Here is a 23,242-nt window from a genome sequence, read left to right on the forward strand (position 1 = left end):
TCATGCTCGCTTTTCGTCGCTGGTTGAAGGAATTCACGGAGTTCTTCTTTCAGAAGGGCAATGCCCTGAACCTGGCCATTGCGGTGGTGGTGGGCACCCAGTTTCAGCAGATCGTCGATGCGCTCACGAAAGACCTGTTGATGCCATTGGTGAATCCCCTGATTCGCAATGGCGGCTGGGAAAAGTGGGAGATTCCCTATGCCGGTGGGCAGCTCCTGATTGGACAGGCTCTGAATGTGCTGCTCAATTCCTTGATTGTGGGCTGGGTGCTGTTCTTCATTGTTAAGGCGATCAACCGGTCCCAGCGCATGGCCTCGGCGGGGATGGATCGCCTGCGTGCTGCCCAGGGCGGGGAAGCCGAGGTCTGAGCGGACACGGATCACCTAGAGCCCGTCAAATTGTTCGCAGCGAACAGTCCATCTCCTGCGTTGTCTGAAACGGTAGCCGTCATCACCGAATGAGTTCGCGTGCCGTTTCTTTCGCGACAGCGCCGATTGCTGATCGCTCTCCTCACCGTTCCTGCGCTGCAGTTCCTGCTGGGTGCGTTCTTGCCAGCCCAGGCGGCAGAAGCCTCGCTGGATAGCTCCGACAACACCCTGCTGCTGATCTCAGCGGCGATGGTGCTCTTGATGACCCCTGGTCTGGCCTTCTTCTACGGCGGCTTTGTTCAGGGGCGCAACGTGCTCAACACGATGGCGATGAGCTTCGTGATGATGGGCATCGCCACCTTGGTCTGGGCCAGCTTTGGTTTCAGCTTGGCCTTCGCCGATGGCGGCGCCGCCCAGGCGGTAGTGGGGAACCCCTTCACCTTTGCCCTGCTCGAGCGTCTGCCTGAGGTTTGGGATGGTCTGGCGGTTCCCGGCCTGACCTTTGCCCTGTTCCAGGGCATGTTCGCGATCATCACGCCGGCCCTGATCTCCGGTGCCCTGGTGGAGCGCATCAGCTTCCGCTTCTGGTGCCTGTTCACGCCGATCTGGCTGTTGCTGGTCTATTCCCCGCTGGCCCACATGGTCTGGGGCGGCGGCTTCCTGGGCAAAGATCTCGATTTCGCCGGTGGCACCGTCGTGCACATCAGCTCCGGCGTGACCGCACTGGTGCTGGCCGGTCTGATCGGTGCGCGCCGTCAGTGGCCCAAGGCGATCCGTCCTCCCCATGACGTGACCCAGATCCTGCTGGGTACCGGGTTGCTCTGGTTTGGTTGGTTCGGCTTCAACGGCGGCAGCCAGCTGGCTGTTGGCGGCGCCGAGATTCCCTTCACCACCACCCACGTCGCTGCTGCTGCGGGTCTGGTGGCTTGGTCGGTGGTGGAGACCTGGCGCGACGGCAAGCCCACCGCCGTTGGCATGGCCACCGGGGCTGTGGCTGGCTTGGTGGGCGTGACCCCCGCCGCTGGTTTTGTGACCATCGGCTCGGGCATGGCCATCGGTGCGATCACCGCCGTCCTCTGCTACATCTCGGTCCAGGTCAAGGTGAAGTTGCGCTTTGACGATTCCCTCGACACCTATGCCGTCCATGGCGTCGGCGGTACCGCGGGTGCCCTGCTCACCGGCGTCTTTGCCAACGCTGAGTTGATCTCTTCCCATCCCGCCGGCCAGATCCTGGCCGAACAGGGCCGTGGAGCTCTGGTGCTGGGTCAGCTGCAGGCGGTGCTGGTGGCCTATGGCCTGGCTGCCCTTGGCACCTTCTTGATTGCCGGTGTCTTGCGCGGTCTTGGTGTTCAGTTCCGTGTCGGCGAAAACGCTGAAAACCTCGGCGTTGATGTGGCTGAACACGGCGAAGAGGCCTACGCCGAGCGCGTCGGTTCGCCTCAGCTGTTCTGAGCACAAGCTCAATAAGCAAGCCCGGGGTGCAGCGCATCCCGGGCTTTTTGCTGTCTTGTTTTAGGCGTTGGGCGTAAAGGTCAACGCAACTCCGTTGTTGCAGTAGCGCTTGCCGGTCGGGCGAGGGCCGTCACCGAAGACGTGACCTTGATGGCCGCCGCAGCGGCGGCAGTGGTATTCGGTCCGGGGGACGATCAATTTGAAGTCCACCTTGGTCTCGATCGCATGGGCCAGGGGCTCCCAGAAGCTGGGCCAGCCGGTGCCGCTGTCGTACTTCGCCTTGGAGCTGAACAGCGGTAGATCACAACCGGCGCAGTGGAAGATGCCGGCGCGTTTCTCGTTGTTCAGGGGGCTGGAGAAAGGACGCTCGGTCCCCTCCTGACGCAGGACCTGGTACGCCGCTGGAGACAGGCGTGCCTTCCACTGGGCATCCGTGAGTTGCCACTGAGGATCAGCTGCCTTGCTGGCAGCATCCGCCGATTTGCCGCCTACCAGCAGGGCCAAGGAGGCGAGCAATCCCCGTCGTGTCATCGCGTTAGAGACCTTTGAACCAGCCGGCGCTGAGGGCCGTGGCCAGTCCCATGAAGATGGCGAGCAGGGTCCAGGTGATGCGGTTCAGGGTCGCTTCAGCGCTGCGGGCGCTGCTGAACATCGAGCTGCCGCTGGAGGCGATGCCACCCATGCCATCCCCCTTGGGGCTGTGCAGGAGAACGGTGATCACCAGCAGTGCACCACTGCTGAGCCAGATCCAGGTGAGGGTGGTTTGAATCATCGATGCAGCCTAGGCAGTGACTAGACGCCGAGGGTCTGGGGGATGCGGCTGGGTTGGCTTGGGCTGCCCAGGGGCGTGATCAGGGAGGTGCCAGTCATGCGGCTCGGCTGCTCCAGGCCCAGGATCTCCAGCAGGGTCGGGGCCACATCCGCCAGGCCACCACCACTGCGCAGTTCGACGGCGGTGCCGTGACCGGGGATCTTGCGCTTTTCGCCCTCCACCAGGATCAGGGGGACGGGGTTGGTGGTGTGGGCGGTCCAGGGCAGGCCATCGGGGCCTTCCATCAATTCGGCGTTGCCGTGGTCGGCGGTGACGATCAGGGTGCCGCCCATGCGGTTGGTGGCCTCCAGCAGGCGGCCCACGCTCCGGTCGACTGCGCCGATGGCTTCAACGGTGGCTTCCATCGCCCCGGTGTGGCCCACCATGTCGGGGTTGGCGTAGTTGATCACCACCAGGGAATAGATCCCCTTGTTGACCGCGGAGATGCAGTTGTCGGTCAGCTGCTCGGCGGACATCGCTGGAGCCTGGTCGTAGGTGGCGACGCGAGGGGAGGGGACCAGGTGACGGTCCTCGCCGGGGTAGGGCTGCTCGATGCCCCCATTCATGAAGTAGGTGACGTGGGGGTACTTCTCGGTTTCTGCCGTGCGGAACTGCCGCAGCCCGGCTTCGGAGACCACCTGACCCAGGAGTCCATCGAGGGACTCAGGGGGGAAAGCCACGCTCACCGGCAGGCCGGCTTCGTATTGGGTGAAGGTAACGACGTTGAGGTCGGGGATGAACGTCCGCTCAAAGCCATCGAAGCCTTCCACCACCAGCGCTTTGACCAGCTGGCGGACGCGGTCAGGGCGGAAGTTGAAGAGCACCACACCGTCCCCGGATTCGATCGCGCCGGGAGCCAGTCGGGTGGGCTCGAGGAATTCGTCGTAGATCTCCTCGCCGTAGGACGCCTTCAGGACCTCCTGGGGCGAGAGTTCGCTGATCGTTCCCTCTTCGGTGAGCAGGCGGTAGGCCTTTTCGGTGCGCTCCCAGCGGTTATCACGATCCATCGCCCAGTAGCGCCCGCAGAGGGTGCTGATCCGGCCGATTCCTGCCTTCTCGATCTGGGCTTCGATCGTGTTGAGGAAAGGCTCGGCGCTTTGCGGCGGGGTGTCACGGCCATCGGTGATGGCGTGGATGCAGACCTCCTTGAGGCCGCGGGCCTTGGCCCATTGCAGCAGGCCCCCCAGGTGGTCGATGTGGCTATGGACGCCACCGTCGGAGCAGAGGCCGATCAGATGCAGCGTCTTGCCACTAGCCCGGAGTTGATCGGCCAGGGCGTTGAGTTCTGCGTTCTCAGCGATGCTGCCGTCGCGCACGGCCTGGCTGATGCGCACCAGTTCCTGGCGAATGATGCGGCCGGCGCCGATGGTCAGGTGACCGACTTCCGAGTTGCCCATCTGATCGTCCGGGAGGCCGACATCGGCGCCGCTGGCTTCGATCAGGGTGTGGGGATAGGCATGCCAAAGGGCATCCATCACCGGGGTTTGGGCCGCCCGGATGGCGTTATGGCTGTCGTCGTGGCGGTAGCCCCATCCATCCAGGATGCAGAGCACAACAGGCGCAATCGCTCCGTTCTGGGAGGACTGCGAAGGACCTGCTGCGGTCCCCGCGTTGTGCGAGCTCGATTCGGTGGACGGTATGGCTGTCACCCGATAAAACCCCGCCTTTCCCTGCACAACCAGATGGGTCCAACCTACCTCTTGCCTTGCGCTGAGCCAGTCCTCAGCATGGTTGCGTCAGCTTTTGGCTACACCATGGGTTCCCACGCCCATCGCGCTCCCTTCTGAGACCCATGGCCGTTGATCGCGTTGAAATCCTGTCAGCGGTTGAGTTGGGACGGACCCTGAACCGCTTGGCCTCCCAGGTGCTGGAGAGCATCGATGACAGCCGCGATCTGGTCTTGCTGGGTATCCCAACCCGAGGGGTTGCCTTGGCCGAGGTTTTGGCTCAGTTGCTTGAGCAGCTCTCGGGGCATCCGGTGGACTGCGGCAGCGTCGATCCCACCTTTCACCGCGATGACCTGGATCGCGTCGGTACACGCCTGGTGACGCCGACCTCCTTGCCGTCGAGCCTCGATGGCAAGGAGGTGGTTCTGGTGGATGACGTGATTTTCACGGGGCGCACCGTGCGCGCTGCTCTTGAGGCTCTGCAGGCCTGGGGCCGTCCCAAGCGGGTTTCGCTGCTGGCGATGGTGGACCGCGGCCACCGGGAGCTGCCGATTCAGCCGGACTTCTGTGGTCGCGTGGTGCCAACGAACCGCCAGGAGCTGATCGCCCTCTGCCTCAAGGGGATCGACGGCGAAGAGGGGGTGTTCCTCTTAAAAGGTGAGCCCTAGGGCTGGCCCTCAGGCCACCGCCTCAAGTTCATCGGCGCGGAAGTGGGCGCGGAACTTTCCGAAGGCCACGATCACCGGCATGGTCGGGCTGATGGTGCGGCCCTTGTAGTCGTTCAGGACCTGGAAGACCTCCCCCTGCTGGCCCTTGAGATCGAAGGCCTGGCCGCGGTGCTGCGGGTGGTGGAAGACCACAACGCTCTGGCTGACCGTGACTTGATCTCCCGCCTGCATGAAGGATCGCCCTGAAGTGGTGGCCATCCTGTCACGCGTGATTAACGCCTGCAGGCTGTCTCGGGCCCATCCTCGATGACCTGTCCCCCCAGTTCGGCGCAGGCTTGGCTGAAGGCTTGCCAGTCATCCAGCCCTTGGCTGAGCTTCTGGCTGACGAGTCGGCTGAGCTGGGCCTCGGGGACGTTGGAGCCCAGGCCTCCATGGGAGTCGTGCTCGCCGTGGTCGCGCTTGCGCAGCCCCTCGATTCCCCCCTCGACCTGTTGGCGTAGGGCTTGGGTGTGTTGTTTCCACCAGGGATGTTCGATGCGATTGAGGGCATCGAGGGCTTCCCACCAGCGCTCTTGGGGGATCAGCCGGGCAGCGCGCTCCTTTTGAAACCGGTTTCGGCTCCAGTCCTCACGGAGTTGATCGCCCAGGGCAGTGCCTTGGGGGTTTTGGTCGGCATTCAGGCTCTTGAGCACCGCCAAGGCCCGATCCAGTTGTCCGCGGCGGTAGAGGGACAGGGCTTCGGTCTCCAGTTGCTGTTGCCAAGTCAGCAGGCGCTGTTGGTCCTCCGGGGTGCTGTTGCCGGAGTTGACGAGCAGACGCTGCAGTTGCAGAGCCTGGGCTGGTTGTTGGGCCAGCCAGAGCTGTTCGGCTTTCAGCCGGCGGCAGCGGCTGAGTTCCAAGGGGGCTTGGCCCCCGAGCCAGCGCAGGGCTGAGAGCTGTTCGCCAAAGAGCAGGCAGTCATCCAGTCGCCCGGCTTTGGCCGCTTGATCGAGCCGAGTGGGAAGTTGTTTCTCCCACCAGTAGGCCGCGCCAACCCCCGATGCCACCAAGCCCAAGGTGAGCACCAGCCAAAAACGCGGAAGCCGGTGTCGGCGGATGGCCAAGTGGCGGGTCTGGAGTCCAGCTCCGTTCTATGCAGCGACCTTCCAGTGATCACGCGGCCAGGGGCAGAGTTCGAGCCGGCCTAGCGGACCGCCCCCAAATCGATCGTGCTTTGGCGGATTTGGGTCTGTAGATCCAAAGGCTCAACCTGCAGGTGGCAGGCCGAATCGATCCAAAACCGCAGCTCGATGCGGTCCTCGCCGGGACTGCCGCAGGGGCTCAGGGGAATCTGGACAGGAGCCTGCGGCCAGGCCTGGACTCGTGCGGATCCGGTGCTGTTGCGGCGCAGGACCGGCAGGCCATCGACAAAGACGACTTCGCTGCGTTCCTCGGCTTGTGGTTCGCCAAGCACCAGTTCCAAGGCGCTCTGTTCGGCCTGGCTGCAGGACAGGCGGATGGTCAGGGGTTGCTCGATCGGCCAGCTCTGGCCCGCCATGAACAGCGGATGCCAGCGATGTTCAGCGCTGCGCTGATCCCAGCAACGCAGGGAGACCCCTTGGCTGAGCACATCTTTGATGCGAACACCGGGGGTCAGGCTCAAGGCGCCCAGGGCCACGGCTTCCACGGGGCGGCTCCCCCGCAGGGGGATGCCCGGGAGCCGTTGCTGGAGCCATTCGCGAATCAAGGGGATCTGGGCGCTTCCCCCCACGGGCAGAACCGCATCAATGTCCTCGGCTTGCACGCCCGCGGCCCGCGCTGCCGCCAGAACGGTCTCCAGCAAGTCGTCCAACAGGCTCAGCAGCCCCCGCTCCTCGAGCAGGTGCTGGAGCTCATCCCGCTGCAGCCGCAGCGGGATGGCGCTGGCGTCCTGGGGCGTCCAGAGCGCTAGCGCCTCCTCTGTTTCGCTCAATTCGCACTTGAGGCGTTCGCAGACCTCGAGCAGTCCCCGCGGTGGGCTGGTCCAATCCGGGCAGAGATGGGCCGCGATCCAGCGGTCGAGATCGCGGCCGCCGATGGCCAGTCCGGCCTTCCCCAGGACCTCGGCGGTCCGCAGGGTTTGCTGACTGTTGTTGAGGGTCCGGCCGCCAAAGCGCAGCAGTTGGGCGATGGGTGCTGCCCGGCCCTCGCCGCCCGGGAGCGCCACCAGCGACAGGTCGGTGGTTCCCCCGCCCACGTCGACCACCAACACACGGCTGCCCGGGGGGAGGCCTGCGCCGATGGCCGCAGCGGTGGGCTCATCCACCAGGGCCACATCAGGGACGTCCATGGCTTCGACGGCCTCCAGCAGCCACTGGCGGTAGCCCCGGTAGCCATCGATCGGTGCGGTCAGCACCAGGCGATCCGGTGCGAGGGCCTCCGGTAGATGGGACCAGATCTGCTCCAGCAGCAGGCGCCCGCTTTGCTCTGGGCTCAGCCAGCTGGCACTGGTCTCGCGGCTGGGTTGACCGATCAGACGTTTGAAGTCCCGCTGCAGCTGGGGCCCGTCCTGCTCCAGGAGTCCCCCTTCGACGACCTGCCGTCCAATCAGCGGTTGGCGGGTCTCCCGATCCCCCAGCCAGATCAGGCTGGGGATGACGACAGGATCGGCACTGCTGAAGGGCGGCAGCGGCAGCAGGCAGGCGCTCTGATCGCCGGCGCCTTGATGGGCCACCACCGTGGTGGTGCTGCCGAGGTCAATGGCAAGGGTGCCGGCCATTGGCCAAAGCTGAAGGGAAACTGCCGTCTAAGAGGGTGACGCAAAACCAGACTTCATGGTGAGACAAGCGGGACTTGTCTTGGGTCATGGAGCGGGTTGCTGTTGCCCTGTGGTCGTTCTATCGGGAGGATCCCGAGCAGGCGCGTCGCCTGGATCCTCTCCTGGCCGCGCGGCTGTCCCGCGGTTGGGGGTCCTTGCGGATCGAGTGCAGGGATCTCGCCCACCGCGCCATGGTCTGTGGTGTGATCGATCTACTGAGGCCACCGCTGGAGGCGCTTCAGCTGGCCCGCGAGATTCGTCTGGTGGTGGCTGGTGAGGAGCCGATGGTCTTCCCCGTCAGCGTTCCCTTATCCAGCAGTCTTCTGACCTACGATGAATCGATCGGCGAATAGTGCATGTATCTCGGCGTCAACGTCAGCCCCAAAGAGCTCGCGCAGCGCGCTGAGAATCTCGTTCGGCAGTCCAGCAACCGCTACCTGACCACCGTCCGCATCGCATTCCGCGCCAAGCAGCGTCGTTTCGATGACTTCGATGGTCTGCTGGAGGATTCGATGGTGAAGCCCGTGCAGCGCGCCATCATCGAGCTGAGCGACGAGCAGGACCAGCCCGATCTGCTTCCTGGTTGAGCCTTAACGGATGCGGTTCGCTCCCGGGTGACCGTGATTGAACGCGAAGGAGAAGGGTGGCGGTTGGCATGGGATGCCGGCCGTCACCCTTTTTCCGTGTTGATCGGGGGGGATGGCTGGGCGGTGGAGCTCAGTGAGGCCGAGGCCTGCAGCCTCCGCGATGGCCTGGGCGCGCTCATCGACCAGCACCGTCAGCTGATCGATCAACTGATGGCCGAAGAAGCGATCGAGCTTGAGCTCGAACGGGAGTGCTGGTGGATGGCCCTCGATGGCGATCGCCAGGGCTGGGCGTTGCGGGTGATGCTCACCCCTGGGCCGGGGCAGCGGGCGATCGAGGGCAGCTGGAGCCGGGAGGCAGCCGCTGGCTTTACCGCGGCGCTCTCGCAGCTCCATGGCCAGCCGTGAGGGCGTGCAGGGCGCAGTAATCCAGCCCATCGAGGCCTGCTGCAGTGGATCCTTGCAGCAGGTGCAGGAGTCCTTCGAGCCCGTCGCCATTCAGTCCTGCGGCTTGCGAGGCCTGGAGGAAGAGGGCGAGGTCCTTGCGCAGGTGGGCCGTGGGGAAGTTTGGGTTGCCGTAGTCGCCCGCGAGTTCCCGCTCCAGTTTCTTGTCGAAGGTGGGGGCGTAGAGGGCACTTCCGCGCAGGATCTCCATGAAGGCCTCTACCTCCACCCCGCTGCGCTGCACCAGATGCAGCGAGAGGCTGAAGGCATGGGTGAGGCTGGCGATGAGCTGGTTGAGGGCCAGCTTGCAGGCCATGGCGCTGCCCACGGCCCCAAGCCGCCTGGGGGCTTCGCTGAGTTGGGTCAGGATCGGTTGGGCCGCGGCAAAGACCGCAGGCTCGCCTCCCGCCATCAGTTGCAGCCGGCCCAGGAGGGCTTCCGGTTTGCTGCCCAGGACCGGAGCTTCCAGGTAGCGCCCTCCGCGCGCTGCCACACCATCGGCCAGGGCCTGGCTTTCCTCGGCGCCGATCGTGGCGATTTGGATCACGGTGCGGCCGTCGAGCTGCTGATCCAGGTCCCCGAGAAGCAGTGCCGAGGTGCTGGGTCCATCGCTCAGCACGGTGATCAGCCAGTCCGCCTGCTCGGCCACCTCCCGGGCCGTGGCGGCGCTGCGGGCTCCCGCCTGGATCAAGTCTTGGCAGCGCTCCGGCGAGCGGTTCCAGACCCAGAGTTCCTGCTCACCCTCGAGGAGCCGCCGGGCGATCGCACCCCCTAGCAGGCCGGTTCCAAACAGGGCGATGGCCATGGCGGCAGGGGTGAGATTGCTGATGAGATCATCGCTCTGATCAGGACTGCTGATCTCCGTTTTTCTCCCAGCCGAGCGCGCCTCTTCCCCAGGGTTTTGCACTGGTTTTCCACAGCCTGAGGGCGCCAGCGGGCAGTCGCCGCGGTCGCCTGGGGAGAACGGCCATCAATTCGGCAAGCCCTGTTGACAAGCCCTGGGGGCCTGACAGGGGTGCTGGCTCGCTCCCCGCTGTAGGGCGCAAACCCGCTCGGGCTGCTGTGATCTAGCCCTGAGATCCCCTGGGAATGGCTCGATCAGGGCGGTGTTGACCGTTCCCTCGCGTTGTGGGGAACTAGTGCTCATCGACCGCAGGAACGGCATGGAAGCAACTGGCACGGTGAGCATGTGCGCTGAGGTTCCCGAGCCCCTGCTTCAGTCCATGCAGGGCTTCATTGAGGCCCACCCCAACTGGGACCAATACCGCCTCTTCCAGGCGGCCCTGGCCGGCTTTCTGGTCCAGAACGGCGTGCAGACCCGTGAGATCACCCGTTGCTATCTGGCGAACCTCTTCCCGCAGCAATCGCGCTTCAGCGAGCCCCTCGCCTGATCCGGCGCCATTGGACATAGCTGTTGGTCACGGTCGTGGCCATCAGGCAGAGGGATGGCACCACCACCGCGCAGGTGATCAGCAGGCCCGAGCCATCCCAGAGCAGTTCACTCAGAAGGCCCAGGATGAAGGGCAGGCCTGTGATGGCCAGCAGCACCGCCGAGAGAGCCAGCAGCCCCGGCCCTTGCTGCTCCAGCAGCACAAAGCCTGCCCGGAAGGCTTGGGTCGCTCCGAGGCCTTCCGCCACCACTAGGCAGGCGTTGAAGATCTGACTGAGGGCGAGTCCCCCCCCGAGGACGACGCCAACCACCAGGGGCAGGGGCGCCAGAGGCTCAGCAATCAGCAGCAGCAGGGACCAGCTCAGGAAGCTCGTCAACACGATCAGGCTGAGGGCGGCGGTGAGTCGCAGGACCCCCCGGGTGAGGTGCCAGCTGCAGGCACCGTGCCAGCGATAGAGGGCGTCGGCCTTTGGGGCCAGGCCGCGACTGAGATCCAATCCCGCTCGCGTGAGGCCATCGATCAACCAGATCAGGCTGATGGCATACAGCGCAATCCCGATCAGCCGGATCAGTAGGGAGAGTCCAGCGTTGCTGATGGCTTCCCCCAGGCCGAACAAGACCCAACCCAACAGATGCAGGCCAAACAGGCTGGCGGTAAAACCAAGAACAATCCGCGGGTGGGCCCTCAGTTGGCTGAGGCTGTCGAGCAAGGCTCGCCCCGGCTTGATCTGGGCTTGCTTCAAAGGGGTCCGAGGAGGGCAAGGAGCCGCTCAGCGCTGGCATCCGGGACCGGCAGGATCGAAAGACGATTGCCGTTGCGCACCACCGGCAGCTCCTCGACGCTGAACTGCTCCCGCAGGGCATCAAGGCTCAGCATGGCGCCAAAGGTGCCGACGTACTTCAGGCGAACACAGTCCCAGCGGGGCGCTTCCGGTTTGGATTTGGAGTCGAAGTATTTGTTCTCTGAATCGAATTGAGAGGGGTCAGTGATCCCGGTCTCGATCACTTCCATCATCCCGACAATGCCCGGTGGTTTGGCGTTGGAGTGATAGAAGAAAGCGCGATCGCCGATCGACATCGAGCGCATGAAATTGCGCGCCTGATAGTTGCGAATGCCATCCCACAGCGTTGTGCCCTCGCGCTGGAGATGCTGGATGCCATAGACATCCGGCTCACTCTTCATCAGCCAGTAGGCCAAGGCTGCTCGTCCCGTTGGCCGCGAGTGTAAGGCGGTTGTTCAGGCCCCTAGAGGCCCTCGGTCAGGGAGCGGAAATGCTCGCCTCGCGCTTCAAAGTCGCGGTATTGATCGAAGCTGGCGCAGGCCGGTGAGAGCAGGACAGCTCGGCAGTGTTCCCGTTGGCTGAGCTGTCGTGCCGCAGCCACCGCTTCAGGGAGCGCGTCGCAGCACTCGATGACGCCGGTGTACCCGCCGGAGAGCAGCAGCTCTTGGAAGTGGGATTGGGCGGCACCGAAGAGCACTACGGCCTTGGCGCTGCGTTGAAGCGCCGCGATCCAGGCGCTGGCATCGCCCTGCTTGGCCTCCCCGCCGGCCAGGGCCACGAGCGGACCTTCGACGGCCCGCAGGGCTACCTCGGCGGCGTCGTAGTTGGTGGCTTTGCTGTCGTTGATCCAGTCGACCCCATCGAGGCTGCGGATCAGCTCGAGTCGGTGGGGGACGCCGGGGAAGGACCGCAGGGCCGCTTCCATCGCCGAGCCGCTGAGGCCCAGCTCCAATCCCACGGCCAGGGCCATCAGCATGTTCTGGCGGTTATGGGCCCCCGGCATGGCCAGGGCGTTGGCTGGGAGTAGGGCGCCGCTGCGCTGCATGACCTGATTGCCCTCGATCCAAAGCCAGGGGTCGATTCCTATGGCCAGGGCCGCCTCCCGGGATGCCGCGGTGATCCAGCGGGCCTTCGGCCAGCTGGCGGCATGGGCGCAGAGGTCAGGGTCATCCCCATTCAGCACCTGGATCGCAGAGCGCTCCAGCAGTCCCCGTTTGATGGCCCGGTAGTTCTCGAGCGTTCCGTGCCGCTCCAGATGATCCGGAGTCAGCGTGGTCCAGAGGCCGATGGCCGGAGCCAGCTCCGGGGCTGATTCGATTTGATAGCTGCTCAGTTCCACCACCAGGGCCTGGGGCCGGGTCTGTCCGTCAGAGAAGCGTTCGAGGGCCAACTCCGCGGCGGAGTGGCCGACATTGCCGCACATCGGCGCGTCGACGCCCCCCTGCTCGAGCAGGTGAGCGACCAGATGGGTGACCGTGGTCTTGCCGTTGGTCCCGGTGATGCCAATCCAAGGGGTCGAACCGCTGGCTTCCCAGGCGGTGCTGATCTCACCGTTGGTGGGGACTCCTTGCTGCCGCAGCCAGATCAAGGTCGGGTGATCCCAACGGATGCCCGGGCTGACGATCACCCGCTCACAGTCCGCCAGGAGCGGCTCAAAGCTCTCTGGTGCCAGGGGCTTACCCAGCTCCACCGCGATCCCTTCGCTGCGGAGCTTCTCGGCCTTGCGCTGATGCTCAGCCCCCTGGCCGCTTTCCAGCACCAGAACGTTGGCTCCCTGCCGTGCCAGTAACCGTGCGGCCCCAAGACCCGATCGGCCCAGCCCGAGAACCACGGTCACTGGCATGGCCTTGATGCTCGGGAGCGAATTAAAAAGTGGGCGATACTGGAATCGAACCAGTGACTCCTACCGTGTCAAGGTAGTGCTCTACCTCTGAGCTAATCGCCCTCAGAAGCCTTTCGGCTTGAGGAACCTAGCAGTCGGTGGATCAGCGTCTTTGCATCACCAGGCGCCAGCGTTCCCGTTTGGTGGGCTGAATCTCGAGGATCTCCAGCTCCCCTCGGCCATCGAGGCGGACCCGGTCGCCCTGCTTGAGCTCTCGGCTGGGGCTGGTGATGACGGACCAATTCACCCGAACGGCCCCCGCCCGGATCCAGTCGGCCATCTTGCTGCGGGACACCCCAAGCCCCGCAGAGGCCACGGCATCCAGGCGCAGTGAGGCTTCGACGCTGCTGAGTTGCTTCGGGGTGCGGCTGGCGGGGAGTTGCAGGGCGCTGACGGCCACGGCCTCAGTGCTGATCTCCACGCTGCGCACCTGAGCCGTTCGTCCCCCCCAGGCCTCTGCGACTTCCTGCCGCAGGATCAGTTGGGCGCCGCGGTCACCCCGCATCCAGATGTCGCCGAGGTCCCCCGCTTGGGCTCCGGCCTGGATCAGGCCTTGGCGCACATCCAAGGGTTCGGCTGGATCAAACAGGAAGTTCCCCGTGATCACGAGCCCCTGCAGGGGGGCTTCTGGTCGTTCGCCGTCGCTGATCTCGACGCGCCGCAACAGCAACCTGCGGCGCTCCGCCTGGGGCCATCCGCCGTCGCTGGAGAGGGTCAGCTCGGTCAGGCTGCCGAGCCGCTCTTGCGCCTCCTCGAGGAGGTCAGCGGCGAGGAAGTCACTCCAAACGGGTTCCCAGGTGCGCAGGGCCTGCTCCGCCAGGCCGATGAGCGCCCCCATGGCCTCGGGGTTGCTACAGCCCTGCAGCAGTTGATCACGGGGCAGCATCGGCGCGCTCCTAGTTGTCGCCGAGCCGCACCACGCTCTGGGGATTGGCCTCCTTGAGCCGGGTCCAGGGCACCTCGACGCCGGTGGCGGTTTCCAGCAGTAGCAGCCAGTTGCCCTCCTCGAGGCGATTGCGCAGGGCGCGGATGCGGTCGTCGCTGTCGGAGCTCACGCTGGCCGCCGCGGCGTAGCTCCCCATCAGGCCTGAGCCCAAACCCAGCAGGCCGCCGATCAGATGGGAGCCCACCTCTCCGGCAAAGGCAAAGGTGTCGAGGTCCGTCATGAAGGTGAAGGTCACGCCGGCGAAGAAACCAAAGGGCATCAGCCAGGTGGCCATCCCTTTTTGGCGCCGTTTGCGGGCGATCGAGGGGTTCAGCTCATCCACCTCGGCCATGGCGGTTTCTCCAGTCCCCACGGCGACGAGACGCACCGGGGCAGGGCTGAGGGAGGCCAACTGTTCCTTGAGTTGGTGCAGTCGCTTTCGCGACGAGAGCACCACCACCACGCTGCTGCCCACGGAGTCACGCTTCAGACCAGCCGATTCTCCATGGTGCGGCCTGCCGTTGTGGCGGCTTCAAGGTCCCTCTCTACACTTCACCTCCGGCCGCTCCACCCCGCCGGGTCATGACGAAGGTTCTGGTATCCGATCCCATCGATCAAACAGGGATCGACATCCTCTCTCAGGTGGCCCAGGTGGATGTCCGAACGGGCCTGCCGCCTGAAGAGCTGAAGTCGATCATTGGCGACTACGACGCCTTGATGATTCGTTCGGGCACCACGGTGACCGCGGACATCATCGAGGCCGCCTCCAAGCTGCGGATCATTGGCCGGGCCGGTGTGGGGGTCGACAACGTCGATGTCCCGGCGGCCACCAAGCGCGGCGTGATCGTCGTGAACTCGCCCGAGGGCAACACCATTGCGGCTGCCGAGCATGCCCTGGCCCTGATGCTCTCGCTCTCCCGGCACGTGCCCCACGCCCACGGCAGCACCATGGCTGGTGGCTGGGACCGCAAGAAGTACGTCGGAAACGAGCTCTATAAGAAAAAGCTGGGCGTGGTTGGCCTGGGCAAGATCGGCTCCCACGTTGCCCGGGTCGCCAAGGCGATGGGGATGGACGTGATGGCCTACGACCCCTTCGTCTCGGCGGAGCGGGCCCAGCAGATGCAGGTGCGTCTGCAGGAGCTGCCGGCCCTGTTCGCTGAAGCCGATTACGTCAGCCTCCACCTGCCCCGCACTCCGGACACCGAAAACCTGGTGAATGCGGAACTGCTGCGGACGATGAAGCCCACCGCTCGCATCGTGAACTGCGCCCGGGGCGGAATCATCGATGAAGCGGCCCTGGCTGAGGCGGTCGAGAACGGCGTCATCGCCGGTGCAGCACTGGACGTCTACGCCAAGGAGCCCCTGGCCGCCGATAGCCCCCTGCGCAAGGTGAGCGAGCGGCTGATCCTGACCCCCCACCTGGGGGCATCCACCGAAGAGGCCCAGGAGAACGTGGCAGTGGATGTGGCGGAGCAGATCCGCGATGTCCTGCTCGGTCTTCCCGCCCGCAGTGCCGTGAACATCCCCGGCTTGAACGCCGAGGTGATGGAGCGCCTGAAGCCCCACCTGCAGCTGGCCGAGATTTTGGGTCAGCTGGTGAGTCAGCTGGCCGGCGGCCAGATCAGTGAGTTGGAGGTGCGTCTCCAGGGCGAATTCGCCAATCACCCCGCCCAGCCCCTGGTGATTGCCTCCCAGAAGGGCCTGCTCTCCACCGCCCTGGGGGATTCGATCAACTTTGTGAATGCCGGCCTGGAGGCCAAGGAGCGCGGCATCCACGTGGTCGAGGTCAAAGATGACGCCGCCCGCGACTTTGCCGGTGGTTCTCTGCAGCTCACCGCCAAGGGCGCCAACGGCAGCCACGTCGTCACCGGTGCGGTCTTCGCCGATGGCGAGCTGCGGGTGACCACGATCGATGAGTTCCCGGTGAGCGTGACCCCGAGCAAGCACATGCTCTTCACCCGTCACCGCGACATGCCCGGAATCATTGGCCACATCGGCTCGGTCCTGGGCGAGCACAACGTCAACATCGCCTCGATGCAGGTGGGCCGCCGGATCGTGCGCGGTGATGCCGTGATGGTCCTGAGCCTGGATGACCCCCTGCCTGCCGATCTCCTGGCGGGGATCCATGCCATTGAGGGCATTCAGCAGGCGCACCCCGTCACCCTCTGACCCCGATGGCCTTGGCTTGGTGGCGGCTTGAGCTGCTCGCGCTTCCAGAACTCGAGGAATCGCTGACCTGGAAGCTCAACGCCCTGGGGATTCCCAGGGTGGCTCTGCGCCATAGCCCCGACCAGCCCCAGGACCGGAAGTTGGTGGCCTGGCTGCCCGCGTCCGATTGGCCGGAGAGTGAACGGCAGCAGCTGGAGCAGGCCCTGCAGCCCCTGGCCGAGACCTTTGGCTTGACCCTGCCGACCATCCACTGGTTTGAGCAGGACGACGAGGACTGGAGCCTGAGCTGGAAGCAGCACTGGGAACCCGATCCCGTCGGTCAGCGCCTGTTGATCCTTCCCGCCTGGCTGGAGCTGCCTCCCGAGCACGCCCACCGCCAGGTCATCCGGATGGACCCCGGCAGTGCCTTTGGCACCGGCAGCCATCCCACAACAAGGCTCTGCCTCGAGGCGATCGAGCAGTTGGCGGATGAGCGCGGCGGAAGCTTGGGGCCCATTCGTGTGGCTGACCTGGGCTGCGGCAGCGGGATCTTGGGCATTGCCTCCCTGCTCGAGGGCGCAGGCAGCGTGGCTGCAGTCGACACGGACTCCCTGGCGGTGCGCGCCACCCGAGACAACGCCGTGGTGAGTGGGTTTGCCGAGCAGTTCCAGGTGGACCTGGGCTCGATTGAACGCCTGGCGGAGCTGCTGGAGGGGCGTCCTGCTGACCTGCTGCTCTGCAACATCCTGGCCCCGGTGATCGAGGCCCTCTGCCCAGCCTTTGACACCGTTCTGGCCCCCGAGGGCCTGGGCCTGCTCAGTGGATTGCTGGTCAGTCAGGCCCCGCGCTTGCAGCAGGTTCTGGCGGAGCAGGGCTGGAGCGCTGAGCTCAGCGCCCAGCAGAGTCAGTGGGGACTGATGACCATCAGGCGCTCCTGACAAAAATCCGAAACCGTGGCTTGTTGCATAAGTCACGCTGATGTGTGCCCATGCTTCCCATTGGGCTTCGCCTTGAGATCCCCTCGAAACCCCAGGAACTGCCCTTGTCGGATGTAGGAAGGGTCCGTCCTACAGGGCCTGGGTGTTTTGTCCAGGAGCCTGTGAGCCCCATTCCTTTCATGGCTTCCTACAAGGTCACCCTCATCAGCGAGGCAGAGGGCCTCAACAAGACCATCGAGGTTCCCGACGACCAGTACATCCTCGATGCCGCTGAAGAGCAGGGCATCGATCTCCCCTACTCCTGCCGTGCTGGTGCTTGCAGCACCTGCGCCGGCAAGATCACCGCTGGCACCGTCGACCAGTCCGACCAGAGCTTCCTCGACGACGACCAGATCGAAGCTGGCTTCGTTCTGACCTGCGTGGCTTACCCCACCAGCGACTGCACCATCAAGACCCACGCCGAAGAAGAGCTGTACTGAGCTCGACCCGGGGCGTGCCCATTCACGCCCCGTCTCTTTGTGCTTTTAGAACCACCCCCCGGGGTGGTTTTTTTGTCTTTAGTCCCCGCCTGCCGTTGTGACTGCCTCAGCCTCGGCTTCAACCCCTCCTCAGGTGCAAGAGGTTTATGCGCCAGGTAGCGAGCACACCAGCCCTGGTGCGCAGTACAGCTTTCGGGTGGTTGGCCCCTGCTGCCGGCTGTTTGACCGTGAAGAGCTGCCCTGGCCCTGCTGCCGGCTCTCCTGGCGCAGCAAGGAGCCCAGCTGGCGTCGTGTGGGCAAGCGCTTCGTCCCTGACCTAGCGGCCCGCCGGTGCCCCTCCTATGCGGTGGAGCTGCTGCAGCCGGGTTCAAGGCCCACCCAGACCGTGCTGACGCTCTTCTCCCAGCGCCTCAGTGCGCCCCTGCAGGAGTGGTGGTACAGCAAGCAGCCCACCTCCTGCGATCCCAGCAACCTCACGCCGCCGGAGGCTGCCTGATCTGGGGCATAAAAAAAAGCCCCGCCGTGACGGCGGGGCTTTGCAGTCGTTGAGGTTGAGCGAGATCAGAAGTAGATCTTGCCGCCGCCCCACTGGGGACCAAGCACTTTGGGAGCGGTCAGGATGAAGCCGGCCATCAGGCGCAGGTCTTCGTCGTTCATGTTCCGCATCTGCACGAAGACGTCGCTGCTGCGGATGCTGGGGTGCACGTCGGCAATGCTGTATTCGCCGTCGTAGCTGGTCGGGTCCTTCATGTAGTCGACCAGGGCCTCAACGTTGTCACGGGCCGGGGTGGCCAGGGCCAGGGTCTCGGGGTCGAGGCCAACGTTGTGGTTGGTCTTGGTGATGCCGCCGGCGTGGCAGACGCCGCAGCTGTTGTTGAAGGTCTTACGACCTGCGTTGACTTCCTGCTCGCTGAAGGTCACGGTTGTGCCTGCGGCATCAGCGGGCACGGTGAGCTGCTCAGCAGTCCACTGGGCGGCCTGGGCAGGGCCGGCAAGACCCACCAGCAGAGCCAGGGGCAGAAGCATCAGCCGGGCCAAGGACCGGAGTGCAGAGGAGAAAACAGAGGCCATCGAAAAAGCCGGCGACGTGGCGTTTAAAACGCGCCTGAGTCCTTGTATCACGGCTGGCGGGCCCGCTGGTTGACCGCGGCCAAGGCACTCACGAACTGTTGCAGGCCTAGGGCTCCTGGGCGGCGACCTCCAGGGTCAGGAAATCCTTCGCCAGCAGCGTGTTGGGGAAGATCGCCTGGGCCTCCGCCAAGAGGTCATCTGGGGTGACGGGATTGCCGGGCACGTAGCGCGGGCTGAGGTGGGTCAGGGCGAGCTGCTTGACCCCAGCCGCCAGGGCGGTTTGGGCGGCCATGGTGCTGGTGGAGTGCTGTTTGGCGAAGGCCATTTCGGCCTCGGCATGGGCGAAGGTGCTCTCGTGGATCAGCAGGTCGGCGCCGGCAGCCAGTTCCACGGCCGCTTCGCTGAAGACGGTGTCGGTGCAGTAGACGACGCTGCAACCCGGACGGTCGGGGCCGCAGAGGGCCTCCCCGTTGATGATCCGGCCGTCCTCCAGGGTGACGCTGCGGCCGGCCTTGAGCTCGGCGTAGATCGGCCCAGGGGGGATTCCCAGGGCTTTGGCCTGTTCCACGTCAAAGCGCCCAGGGCGGGGCTTCTGCTCCACCCGGTAGGCGAAGGCCGGCACCCGGTGGATCAGCGCGGTGCAGCGCACGGTGATGTCGTCGTCATCCAGCAGCAGCGCTCCAGTGCGGGCTGCCTCTTTGACCCGATGGCTGCGCAGGGGATAGCCAATGCGCATGGAGGAGGTCCGCATCACCCCCTCGAGGTAGTCCCGCAGGGGATCCGGTCCGTAGAGGTCGATGCCGCTGCAGGTCCCGGCCAGCCCGAGGCTGGCCAGCAGGCCCGGCAGGCCAAAGGTGTGGTCACCGTGCATGTGGGTGATGAAGACCCGACGCAGCTGGCTGACCCGCAGCTCACTGCGCAGGAACTGATGCTGGGTGCCCTCGCCGCAATCAAACAGCCAGATCTCCGCCCGCTGCGGCAGGCGCAGGGCCACCGCTGACACATTGCGGGCTCGCGTAGGGACTCCCGAGCTGGTGCCGAGGAAGGTGACCTGCACGGCCGGTGTTCTCCCCGGTCTCTCTGGATTGATCGTGCCACGGCGGGGCTGGCAGGGCTCGCCCGGGCTGGTCACAATGGCCTGCCTTTCCTATTGGGGTCGATGCCGCGGCGCACCCATCCCCAACTCGCCGCCCTGGTTGCGGGGATCTGCATGGCGATGGCCGTGGCCCCATTGCGCGCGGCGGAGCCCTGGTTGCGGGTGTTGGTGCTGGAGGCCCCCAGCCTGCGCCTTAGGGCCGCTTCACCCTCGGGTGGCCTGCGGGTCCTGGATGAGCGCGGTCAGCAGCTGGGACTGGAGCCGTCCGGGGCTGAGCTGCGTTTTGAGGCGCAGCGCCAGCAGAAGGAGCTGTGGTTCGAGGCGGTGCCTGAAGCCCAGGGGCCGGATCGTGATCCAGGCCTCTGGCTTGGAGCGCGTCACTACCGCGGCCGCCTGCAGCTGCGGCGTCAGGGGGGCCAGCTGCAGGTGGTCAACCACGTGCCCGTGGAGACCTATCTCCCCAGCGTGGTCGGCAGTGAGATGCCAGCCAGTTGGCCCGAGGCGGCCCTGAAGGCCCAGGCGGTGGCAGCCCGCACCTACGCACTGAAGGCGCGCAAGCCGGCTGCGGCCTTCGACCTCAAGGCCACCGTGGCCAGCCAGGTCTACAAGGGGGTGGAGGCGGAAACCGCCAGCACCTGGGGGGCGGTCAACCAGACCCGCGGTCTGGTCCTGACCTTTGGCGACGCCCTGATTGATGCGGTCTTCCACAGCAGCAGCGGTGGAGCAACCGAGAGCAGCGGGGACCTCTGGACCCGCCATCTGCCCTATCTGGTCAGTGTCCCCGACTTCGACCATGCCTCGCCGGTGCACCAGTGGAGCAAGCCCCTCGATGGGCCCCTGTTGCGCCGGGCGTTCCCCGAGCTCGATCAGGTCCTGGCGATTGAGGTCCTGTCCAGAACGCCCACCGGCCGGGTCAAGCAGGCGCGTGCAGTCGGTCGCGCTGGCCAGCAGGTGCTGCTGAGCGGTGCCCAACTCCGGAGCCGCCTGGGCCTGCGCAGCACCTGGGTTCGCTTTGAGTTGGCCCCGACCAAGACCTCCAGCATTGAGCCGTTCGGCTTGACGGCCAGTCATGCCCCCCTGGGTTGGCCGGCACCACCGCCGCCGCTGCCTGCCTTCTCCCTGCCCCAGGCCCGTCCACTGCCGGGGGCGGCTGTTCAGCTGGTGGCCGTCGGCCGCGGCTATGGCCACGGCATCGGCATGAGCCAGTGGGGGGCACTGGCTTTGGCCCAGCGGGGCGAGAGTTTTGAGGCGATCCTGCGCCACTACTACCGCGGCGTGCAGCTGGAGTCCTATGGGGCCCTGGCGCAACGGGCCAGACCTCAGCCAGGCTTAAAGCCGGAGGCATGGCAGGCGATGGCCCCCCGTTTGTGAGCACTCAGCTGATGACCCTGACGCGGGCTGCCGATGGCGGCGCCGTGGCGGAGTTGGTGGCTAGTCGTCTGCTGGAGGCACTGCGCTCCGGGGGCAACCTGGGCCTGGCCACGGGCCGGACGATGCGGCCGGTCTACGGCGCTTTCGTGCGGCAGTGGCGCCAGTTACCCGCCGAGGAGCGTCAGCGGCTCTTGGCGGGATGGTGCAGCTTCAACCTCGATGAATACGTCGGCCTGGGTGCGCAGGACCCGCGCTCCTTTGCCGCGTTTATGCAGGCTCAGCTGGGGGCACCGCTGCAGCTCCCCCCTGGTGCCCTGCGGATTCCCAATGGTCTGGCGGCTGATCCGCAGCAGGAGGCCCGGCGATACCGCCAGGAGCTCCAGGGGGCCGGGGGCATTGGGCTGCAACTGCTGGGCCTCGGCAGCAATGGTCATGTGGGCTTCAACGAGCCCCCCTGCGGCCCAGAGCAGCCCTGCCGGGCCTTGGCCTTGAGCCAGGCCACCCGGGAGCAGAACGCCGCGGACTTCGGCGGAGACCCGGGATCCGTCCCCGATCAAGCCATCACCCTGGGGACGGCTGAGATCCTCGGGGCCCGTTCCCTGCTGTTGGTGGTGACCGGCGCGGCCAAGGCCGAGATCCTGCGGCGCTCCCTGCAGGAGCCGCCCTGCGAGCAGGTTCCCGCCAGTTGGTTGCAGCGCCATCCCCAGTTGGAGGTGGTGGCGGACCCGGAGGCGGCCTCTGCCCTCAGCTGAGGGCGGCGTCCATTAGGGCTTCGTCCGCCTCCAGGTTGGAGGTGACTGTCCGTACGTCGTCCAGCTCTTCGAGGGCATCGAGCAGCTTCAGGCAGCCGGCGAGGGTCTCGGGATCCTCCAGCTGGCAGGGGGTTTGGGCAATCCAACGGTGTTCCCAGCTGCTCACGGGCAGGCCGGCACTGCGCAGGCTGTCCTGCAGCGATTCCAGTTGTTCAAAGGCGCCGAGGATGTCTGCACCGTCGGCATCAATCTCGTAGCTCAGCACCGGCTCCTCAAGGTTGAGCAGCTGCTCCAGCAGGTCCTCGTCCTGCAGGCCGGCTTGGCTGAGGCGCACGACGCTGCGGTGCTCAAAGAGGTAGCCGACGCAGCCGGTCTCCCCGAGGTTGCCGCCGTTTTTGTTGAAGGCCAGTCGAATCTCCGCGGCCGAGCGGTTGCGGTTGTCCGTGAGGGATTCGATCAGCACCGCCACGCCCCCGGGCCCATAGCCCTCGTAGCGCACCTCTTCAAATTGATCGGCCCCGCTTCCCCCCTGCCCGGAGCCCTTGGCGATGGCCCGCTCGATGTTGGCGTTGGGCACCCGCGCAGCCTTCGCCTTCTCGATGGCGGTGCGCAGTTGGAAATTGCCCGCCGGGTCCGCGCCGGCCCGGGCCGCCACCATGATTTCCCGTCCCAGCCGCGTGAAGACCGCTCCGCGCTTGGCATCCACCACGGCCTTGGTGCGTTTGATTTGGGCCCATCGGCTGTGGCCGGCCATGCGTGATTTCCGAGTGAACTAGCCCGCGGCGTCGAGCACGAGCTTGGGTTGGAGTTGCCCAGGGGAGGCGACCCGGGCCATGCCCGCCAGGTTGCCATCTGGATTCACGACCACAACGGCGTCCTCGACTGCCCAACTGGGGTCACAGTCCTGCAGGCGCCCGCAGCGCCAGCCCGCGAGCCCCTCCTCGTCCAGCCGGTGTAGGGGGAGGTGGCGCAGGACCTCCAGGGGGTTGAGCAGTGCCGGAGGTTCCCCCTCCAGTTGCTCCAGGGTGACGCTTTGCGCCAGGTCAAAGCCCAGGGCTTGGGTCCGCCGCAGGCGCGCCAGGCTGCCCCCGCAGCCCAGGGCCTCGCCGAGGTCTCGGGCCAGGGAGCGGATGTAGGTGCCAGAGCTGCAGTGCACCTCCAGTTCGATCTGCCCTTGGGTTGGATCCCAGCCCAGCAGCTCCAAGCGGTGAATCGTCACCGGGCGGGGGGGCAGCTCAGGGCACTGGCCGGCGCGGGCCAATTTGTAGGCGCGCTCTCCATTGACGTGGACCGCTGAGACCGCCGGAGGTCGCTGTTGAATCGCCCCGCGAAATGGCGCGAGAGCCTCGCCGATGGCCTCTGGGCTGAGGTTGGGCAGGGGGCGCTGCTCCAGGACCTGGCCCTCCAGGTCATCGCTGTCGGTTGTGACCCCCAGTTGGATGACCCCCCGATAGGTCTTGTCGCTCTCCAGATAGGGGAGTAGCCGGGTGGCGGGCCCCAGGGCAATGGGCAGCACACCGGTGACTGCGGGATCCAGGGTCCCTCCATGCCCCACCCGTTTGAGCCCGTAGGCCCTGCGAATCCTTGAGACACAGCTGTGGGAGCTCATCCCTGCGGGCTTGTCCAGTACGAGAAAGC

Annotated in this window: 29 protein-coding genes and 1 tRNA gene; 13 read left to right on the forward strand and 17 right to left on the reverse strand. The window is 65.7% G+C overall.

The window, feature by feature from the left end; all coding sequences use genetic code 11:
* Positions 1-2: 2 nt before the first annotated feature.
* Positions 3-368 carry an MscL family protein gene (locus LY254_RS10930; RefSeq protein WP_247477135.1) on the forward strand — a complete coding sequence of 122 codons (366 nt, stop codon included), beginning with the start codon at positions 3-5 and terminating at the stop codon, positions 366-368.
* Positions 369-494: 126 nt separating this feature from the next.
* A complete protein-coding gene (locus tag LY254_RS10935) occupies positions 495-1,820 on the forward strand; it encodes an ammonium transporter (protein WP_247477136.1) in 1,326 nt (441 codons plus the stop codon).
* Positions 1,821-1,880: 60 nt separating this feature from the next.
* Here LY254_RS10935 and msrB read toward each other — a convergent pair whose 3' ends face one another.
* Genes msrB through gpmI form a run of 3 tightly spaced genes read right to left on the reverse strand, consistent with a single transcriptional unit; the run spans position 1,881 to position 4,184 of the window.
* Positions 1,881-2,351 carry a peptide-methionine (R)-S-oxide reductase MsrB gene (msrB, locus tag LY254_RS10940; RefSeq protein ID WP_247477138.1) on the reverse strand — a complete coding sequence of 157 codons (471 nt, stop codon included), beginning with the start codon at positions 2,349-2,351 and terminating at the stop codon, positions 1,881-1,883.
* Between the two features lie 4 nt (positions 2,352-2,355).
* Positions 2,356-2,592, reverse strand: coding sequence for a preprotein translocase subunit SecG (gene secG / locus LY254_RS10945; RefSeq protein ID WP_010315367.1), 237 nt, complete (start codon positions 2,590-2,592; stop codon positions 2,356-2,358).
* Between the two features lie 20 nt (positions 2,593-2,612).
* Positions 2,613-4,184 carry a 2,3-bisphosphoglycerate-independent phosphoglycerate mutase gene (gene gpmI / locus LY254_RS10950; protein ID WP_247477140.1) on the reverse strand — a complete coding sequence of 524 codons (1,572 nt, stop codon included), beginning with the start codon at positions 4,182-4,184 and terminating at the stop codon, positions 2,613-2,615.
* 239 nt (positions 4,185-4,423) lie between these two features.
* Here gpmI and pyrR point away from each other — a divergent pair, with 239 nt between their 5' ends.
* Positions 4,424-4,966 carry a bifunctional pyr operon transcriptional regulator/uracil phosphoribosyltransferase PyrR gene (gene pyrR / locus LY254_RS10955; protein WP_247477142.1) on the forward strand — a complete coding sequence of 181 codons (543 nt, stop codon included), beginning with the start codon at positions 4,424-4,426 and terminating at the stop codon, positions 4,964-4,966.
* A 9-nt stretch (positions 4,967-4,975) separates the two neighbouring features.
* Here the strand turns inward: pyrR and LY254_RS10960 are convergent, their stop codons facing one another.
* The 3 genes from LY254_RS10960 to LY254_RS10970 all read right to left on the reverse strand — a co-directional run bounded on the left by LY254_RS10960 (position 4,976) and on the right by LY254_RS10970 (position 7,703).
* Positions 4,976-5,197, reverse strand: a complete 222-nt coding sequence (locus LY254_RS10960) for a ferredoxin-thioredoxin reductase variable chain (RefSeq protein WP_010315371.1) — start codon at positions 5,195-5,197, stop codon at positions 4,976-4,978.
* Positions 5,198-5,238: 41 nt separating this feature from the next.
* Positions 5,239-6,069 (reverse strand): hypothetical protein, encoded by an 831-nt coding sequence (locus LY254_RS10965; RefSeq protein ID WP_247477144.1) that lies wholly within the window; start codon positions 6,067-6,069, stop codon positions 5,239-5,241.
* A gap of 80 nt (positions 6,070-6,149) precedes the next feature.
* Complete coding sequence (locus LY254_RS10970; RefSeq protein WP_247477145.1) at positions 6,150-7,703, reverse strand: Hsp70 family protein; 1,554 nt, start codon at positions 7,701-7,703, stop codon at positions 6,150-6,152.
* Positions 7,704-7,789: 86 nt separating this feature from the next.
* Here LY254_RS10970 and LY254_RS10975 point away from each other — a divergent pair, with 86 nt between their 5' ends.
* From LY254_RS10975 to LY254_RS10985, 3 genes are all read left to right on the forward strand, one after another.
* Positions 7,790-8,095 (forward strand): hypothetical protein, encoded by a 306-nt coding sequence (locus LY254_RS10975; protein ID WP_010315376.1) that lies wholly within the window; start codon positions 7,790-7,792, stop codon positions 8,093-8,095.
* 3 nt (positions 8,096-8,098) lie between these two features.
* Positions 8,099-8,329 (forward strand): DNA-directed RNA polymerase subunit omega, encoded by a 231-nt coding sequence (locus LY254_RS10980; RefSeq protein ID WP_010315379.1) that lies wholly within the window; start codon positions 8,099-8,101, stop codon positions 8,327-8,329.
* A gap of 96 nt (positions 8,330-8,425) precedes the next feature.
* Complete coding sequence (locus LY254_RS10985) at positions 8,426-8,734, forward strand: DUF1818 family protein (protein WP_371820464.1); 309 nt, start codon at positions 8,426-8,428, stop codon at positions 8,732-8,734.
* On the opposite strand, the gene LY254_RS10990 is transcribed toward LY254_RS10985, so the two are convergent.
* Positions 8,697-9,575: an NAD(P)-dependent oxidoreductase gene (locus tag LY254_RS10990; RefSeq protein ID WP_247477149.1), complete on the reverse strand. Its 879-nt coding sequence runs from the start codon at positions 9,573-9,575 to the stop codon at positions 8,697-8,699. The two genes, LY254_RS10985 and LY254_RS10990, sit on opposite strands and share 38 nt — an antisense overlap.
* Positions 9,576-9,933: 358 nt before the next feature.
* On the opposite strand from LY254_RS10990, the gene LY254_RS10995 reads away from it, so the two are divergent.
* Complete coding sequence (locus LY254_RS10995) at positions 9,934-10,161, forward strand: DUF2811 domain-containing protein (RefSeq protein ID WP_010315385.1); 228 nt, start codon at positions 9,934-9,936, stop codon at positions 10,159-10,161.
* Here the strand turns inward: LY254_RS10995 and LY254_RS11000 are convergent.
* The 6 genes from LY254_RS11000 to LY254_RS11025 all read right to left on the reverse strand — a co-directional run bounded on the left by LY254_RS11000 (position 10,142) and on the right by LY254_RS11025 (position 14,224).
* Positions 10,142-10,903 (reverse strand): hypothetical protein, encoded by a 762-nt coding sequence (locus LY254_RS11000; RefSeq protein WP_247477150.1) that lies wholly within the window; start codon positions 10,901-10,903, stop codon positions 10,142-10,144. The genes LY254_RS10995 and LY254_RS11000 overlap by 20 nt on opposite strands.
* Positions 10,900-11,358: an EVE domain-containing protein gene (locus LY254_RS11005; RefSeq protein WP_247477152.1), complete on the reverse strand. Its 459-nt coding sequence runs from the start codon at positions 11,356-11,358 to the stop codon at positions 10,900-10,902. The genes LY254_RS11000 and LY254_RS11005 overlap by 4 nt, the downstream gene beginning before the upstream one ends.
* 47 nt (positions 11,359-11,405) lie before the next feature.
* Positions 11,406-12,785, reverse strand: a complete 1,380-nt coding sequence (gene murD, locus LY254_RS11010; RefSeq protein WP_247477154.1) for a UDP-N-acetylmuramoyl-L-alanine--D-glutamate ligase — start codon at positions 12,783-12,785, stop codon at positions 11,406-11,408.
* A gap of 30 nt (positions 12,786-12,815) precedes the next feature.
* Positions 12,816-12,887, reverse strand: a tRNA-Val gene (locus LY254_RS11015).
* 40 nt (positions 12,888-12,927) lie between these two features.
* Positions 12,928-13,710 carry a photosystem II S4 domain protein gene (locus LY254_RS11020; protein WP_247477156.1) on the reverse strand — a complete coding sequence of 261 codons (783 nt, stop codon included), beginning with the start codon at positions 13,708-13,710 and terminating at the stop codon, positions 12,928-12,930.
* Positions 13,711-13,720: 10 nt separating this feature from the next.
* Complete coding sequence (locus LY254_RS11025) at positions 13,721-14,224, reverse strand: hypothetical protein (RefSeq protein ID WP_010315393.1); 504 nt, start codon at positions 14,222-14,224, stop codon at positions 13,721-13,723.
* Positions 14,225-14,331: 107 nt separating this feature from the next.
* Here LY254_RS11025 and serA point away from each other — a divergent pair, with 107 nt between their 5' ends.
* From serA to LY254_RS11045, 4 genes are all read left to right on the forward strand, one after another.
* Positions 14,332-15,918 (forward strand): phosphoglycerate dehydrogenase, encoded by a 1,587-nt coding sequence (serA, locus tag LY254_RS11030; protein ID WP_247477158.1) that lies wholly within the window; start codon positions 14,332-14,334, stop codon positions 15,916-15,918.
* Positions 15,919-15,923: 5 nt separating this feature from the next.
* A complete protein-coding gene (gene prmA, locus LY254_RS11035) occupies positions 15,924-16,835 on the forward strand; it encodes a 50S ribosomal protein L11 methyltransferase (protein ID WP_247477160.1) in 912 nt (303 codons plus the stop codon).
* A gap of 179 nt (positions 16,836-17,014) precedes the next feature.
* Positions 17,015-17,314, forward strand: a complete 300-nt coding sequence (locus LY254_RS11040) for a ferredoxin (protein ID WP_010310832.1) — start codon at positions 17,015-17,017, stop codon at positions 17,312-17,314.
* A 97-nt stretch (positions 17,315-17,411) separates the two neighbouring features.
* A complete protein-coding gene (locus LY254_RS11045) occupies positions 17,412-17,810 on the forward strand; it encodes a hypothetical protein (RefSeq protein ID WP_247477162.1) in 399 nt (132 codons plus the stop codon).
* A 65-nt stretch (positions 17,811-17,875) separates the two neighbouring features.
* Here LY254_RS11045 and psbV read toward each other — a convergent pair whose 3' ends face one another.
* Together psbV and rnz are read right to left on the reverse strand one after the other, a co-directional pair.
* A complete protein-coding gene (gene psbV, locus LY254_RS11050; RefSeq protein WP_010315401.1) occupies positions 17,876-18,385 on the reverse strand; it encodes a photosystem II cytochrome c-550 in 510 nt (169 codons plus the stop codon).
* Positions 18,386-18,491: 106 nt separating this feature from the next.
* Complete coding sequence (gene rnz / locus LY254_RS11055; protein WP_247479876.1) at positions 18,492-19,442, reverse strand: ribonuclease Z; 951 nt, start codon at positions 19,440-19,442, stop codon at positions 18,492-18,494.
* A gap of 102 nt (positions 19,443-19,544) precedes the next feature.
* On the opposite strand from rnz, the gene LY254_RS11060 reads away from it, so the two are divergent.
* Both LY254_RS11060 and LY254_RS11065 read left to right on the forward strand, forming a co-directional pair.
* Positions 19,545-20,852 (forward strand): SpoIID/LytB domain-containing protein, encoded by a 1,308-nt coding sequence (locus LY254_RS11060; RefSeq protein ID WP_247477165.1) that lies wholly within the window; start codon positions 19,545-19,547, stop codon positions 20,850-20,852.
* Between the two features lie 11 nt (positions 20,853-20,863).
* Positions 20,864-21,604 (forward strand): glucosamine-6-phosphate deaminase, encoded by a 741-nt coding sequence (locus LY254_RS11065; RefSeq protein ID WP_247477168.1) that lies wholly within the window; start codon positions 20,864-20,866, stop codon positions 21,602-21,604.
* Here the strand turns inward: LY254_RS11065 and LY254_RS11070 are convergent.
* Both LY254_RS11070 and truB read right to left on the reverse strand, forming a co-directional pair.
* Complete coding sequence (locus tag LY254_RS11070; RefSeq protein ID WP_247477170.1) at positions 21,597-22,358, reverse strand: YebC/PmpR family DNA-binding transcriptional regulator; 762 nt, start codon at positions 22,356-22,358, stop codon at positions 21,597-21,599. The two genes, LY254_RS11065 and LY254_RS11070, sit on opposite strands and share 8 nt — an antisense overlap.
* Before the next feature lie 18 nt (positions 22,359-22,376).
* Entirely contained in the window at positions 22,377-23,213 is an 837-nt protein-coding gene (gene truB / locus LY254_RS11075; RefSeq protein ID WP_247477172.1) for a tRNA pseudouridine(55) synthase TruB, read from the reverse strand.
* Positions 23,214-23,242: the final 29 nt, after the last annotated feature.

It is taken from the genome of Synechococcus sp. NB0720_010 (assembly GCF_023078835.1).
Lineage (GTDB): Bacteria > Cyanobacteriota > Cyanobacteriia > PCC-6307 > Cyanobiaceae > Vulcanococcus.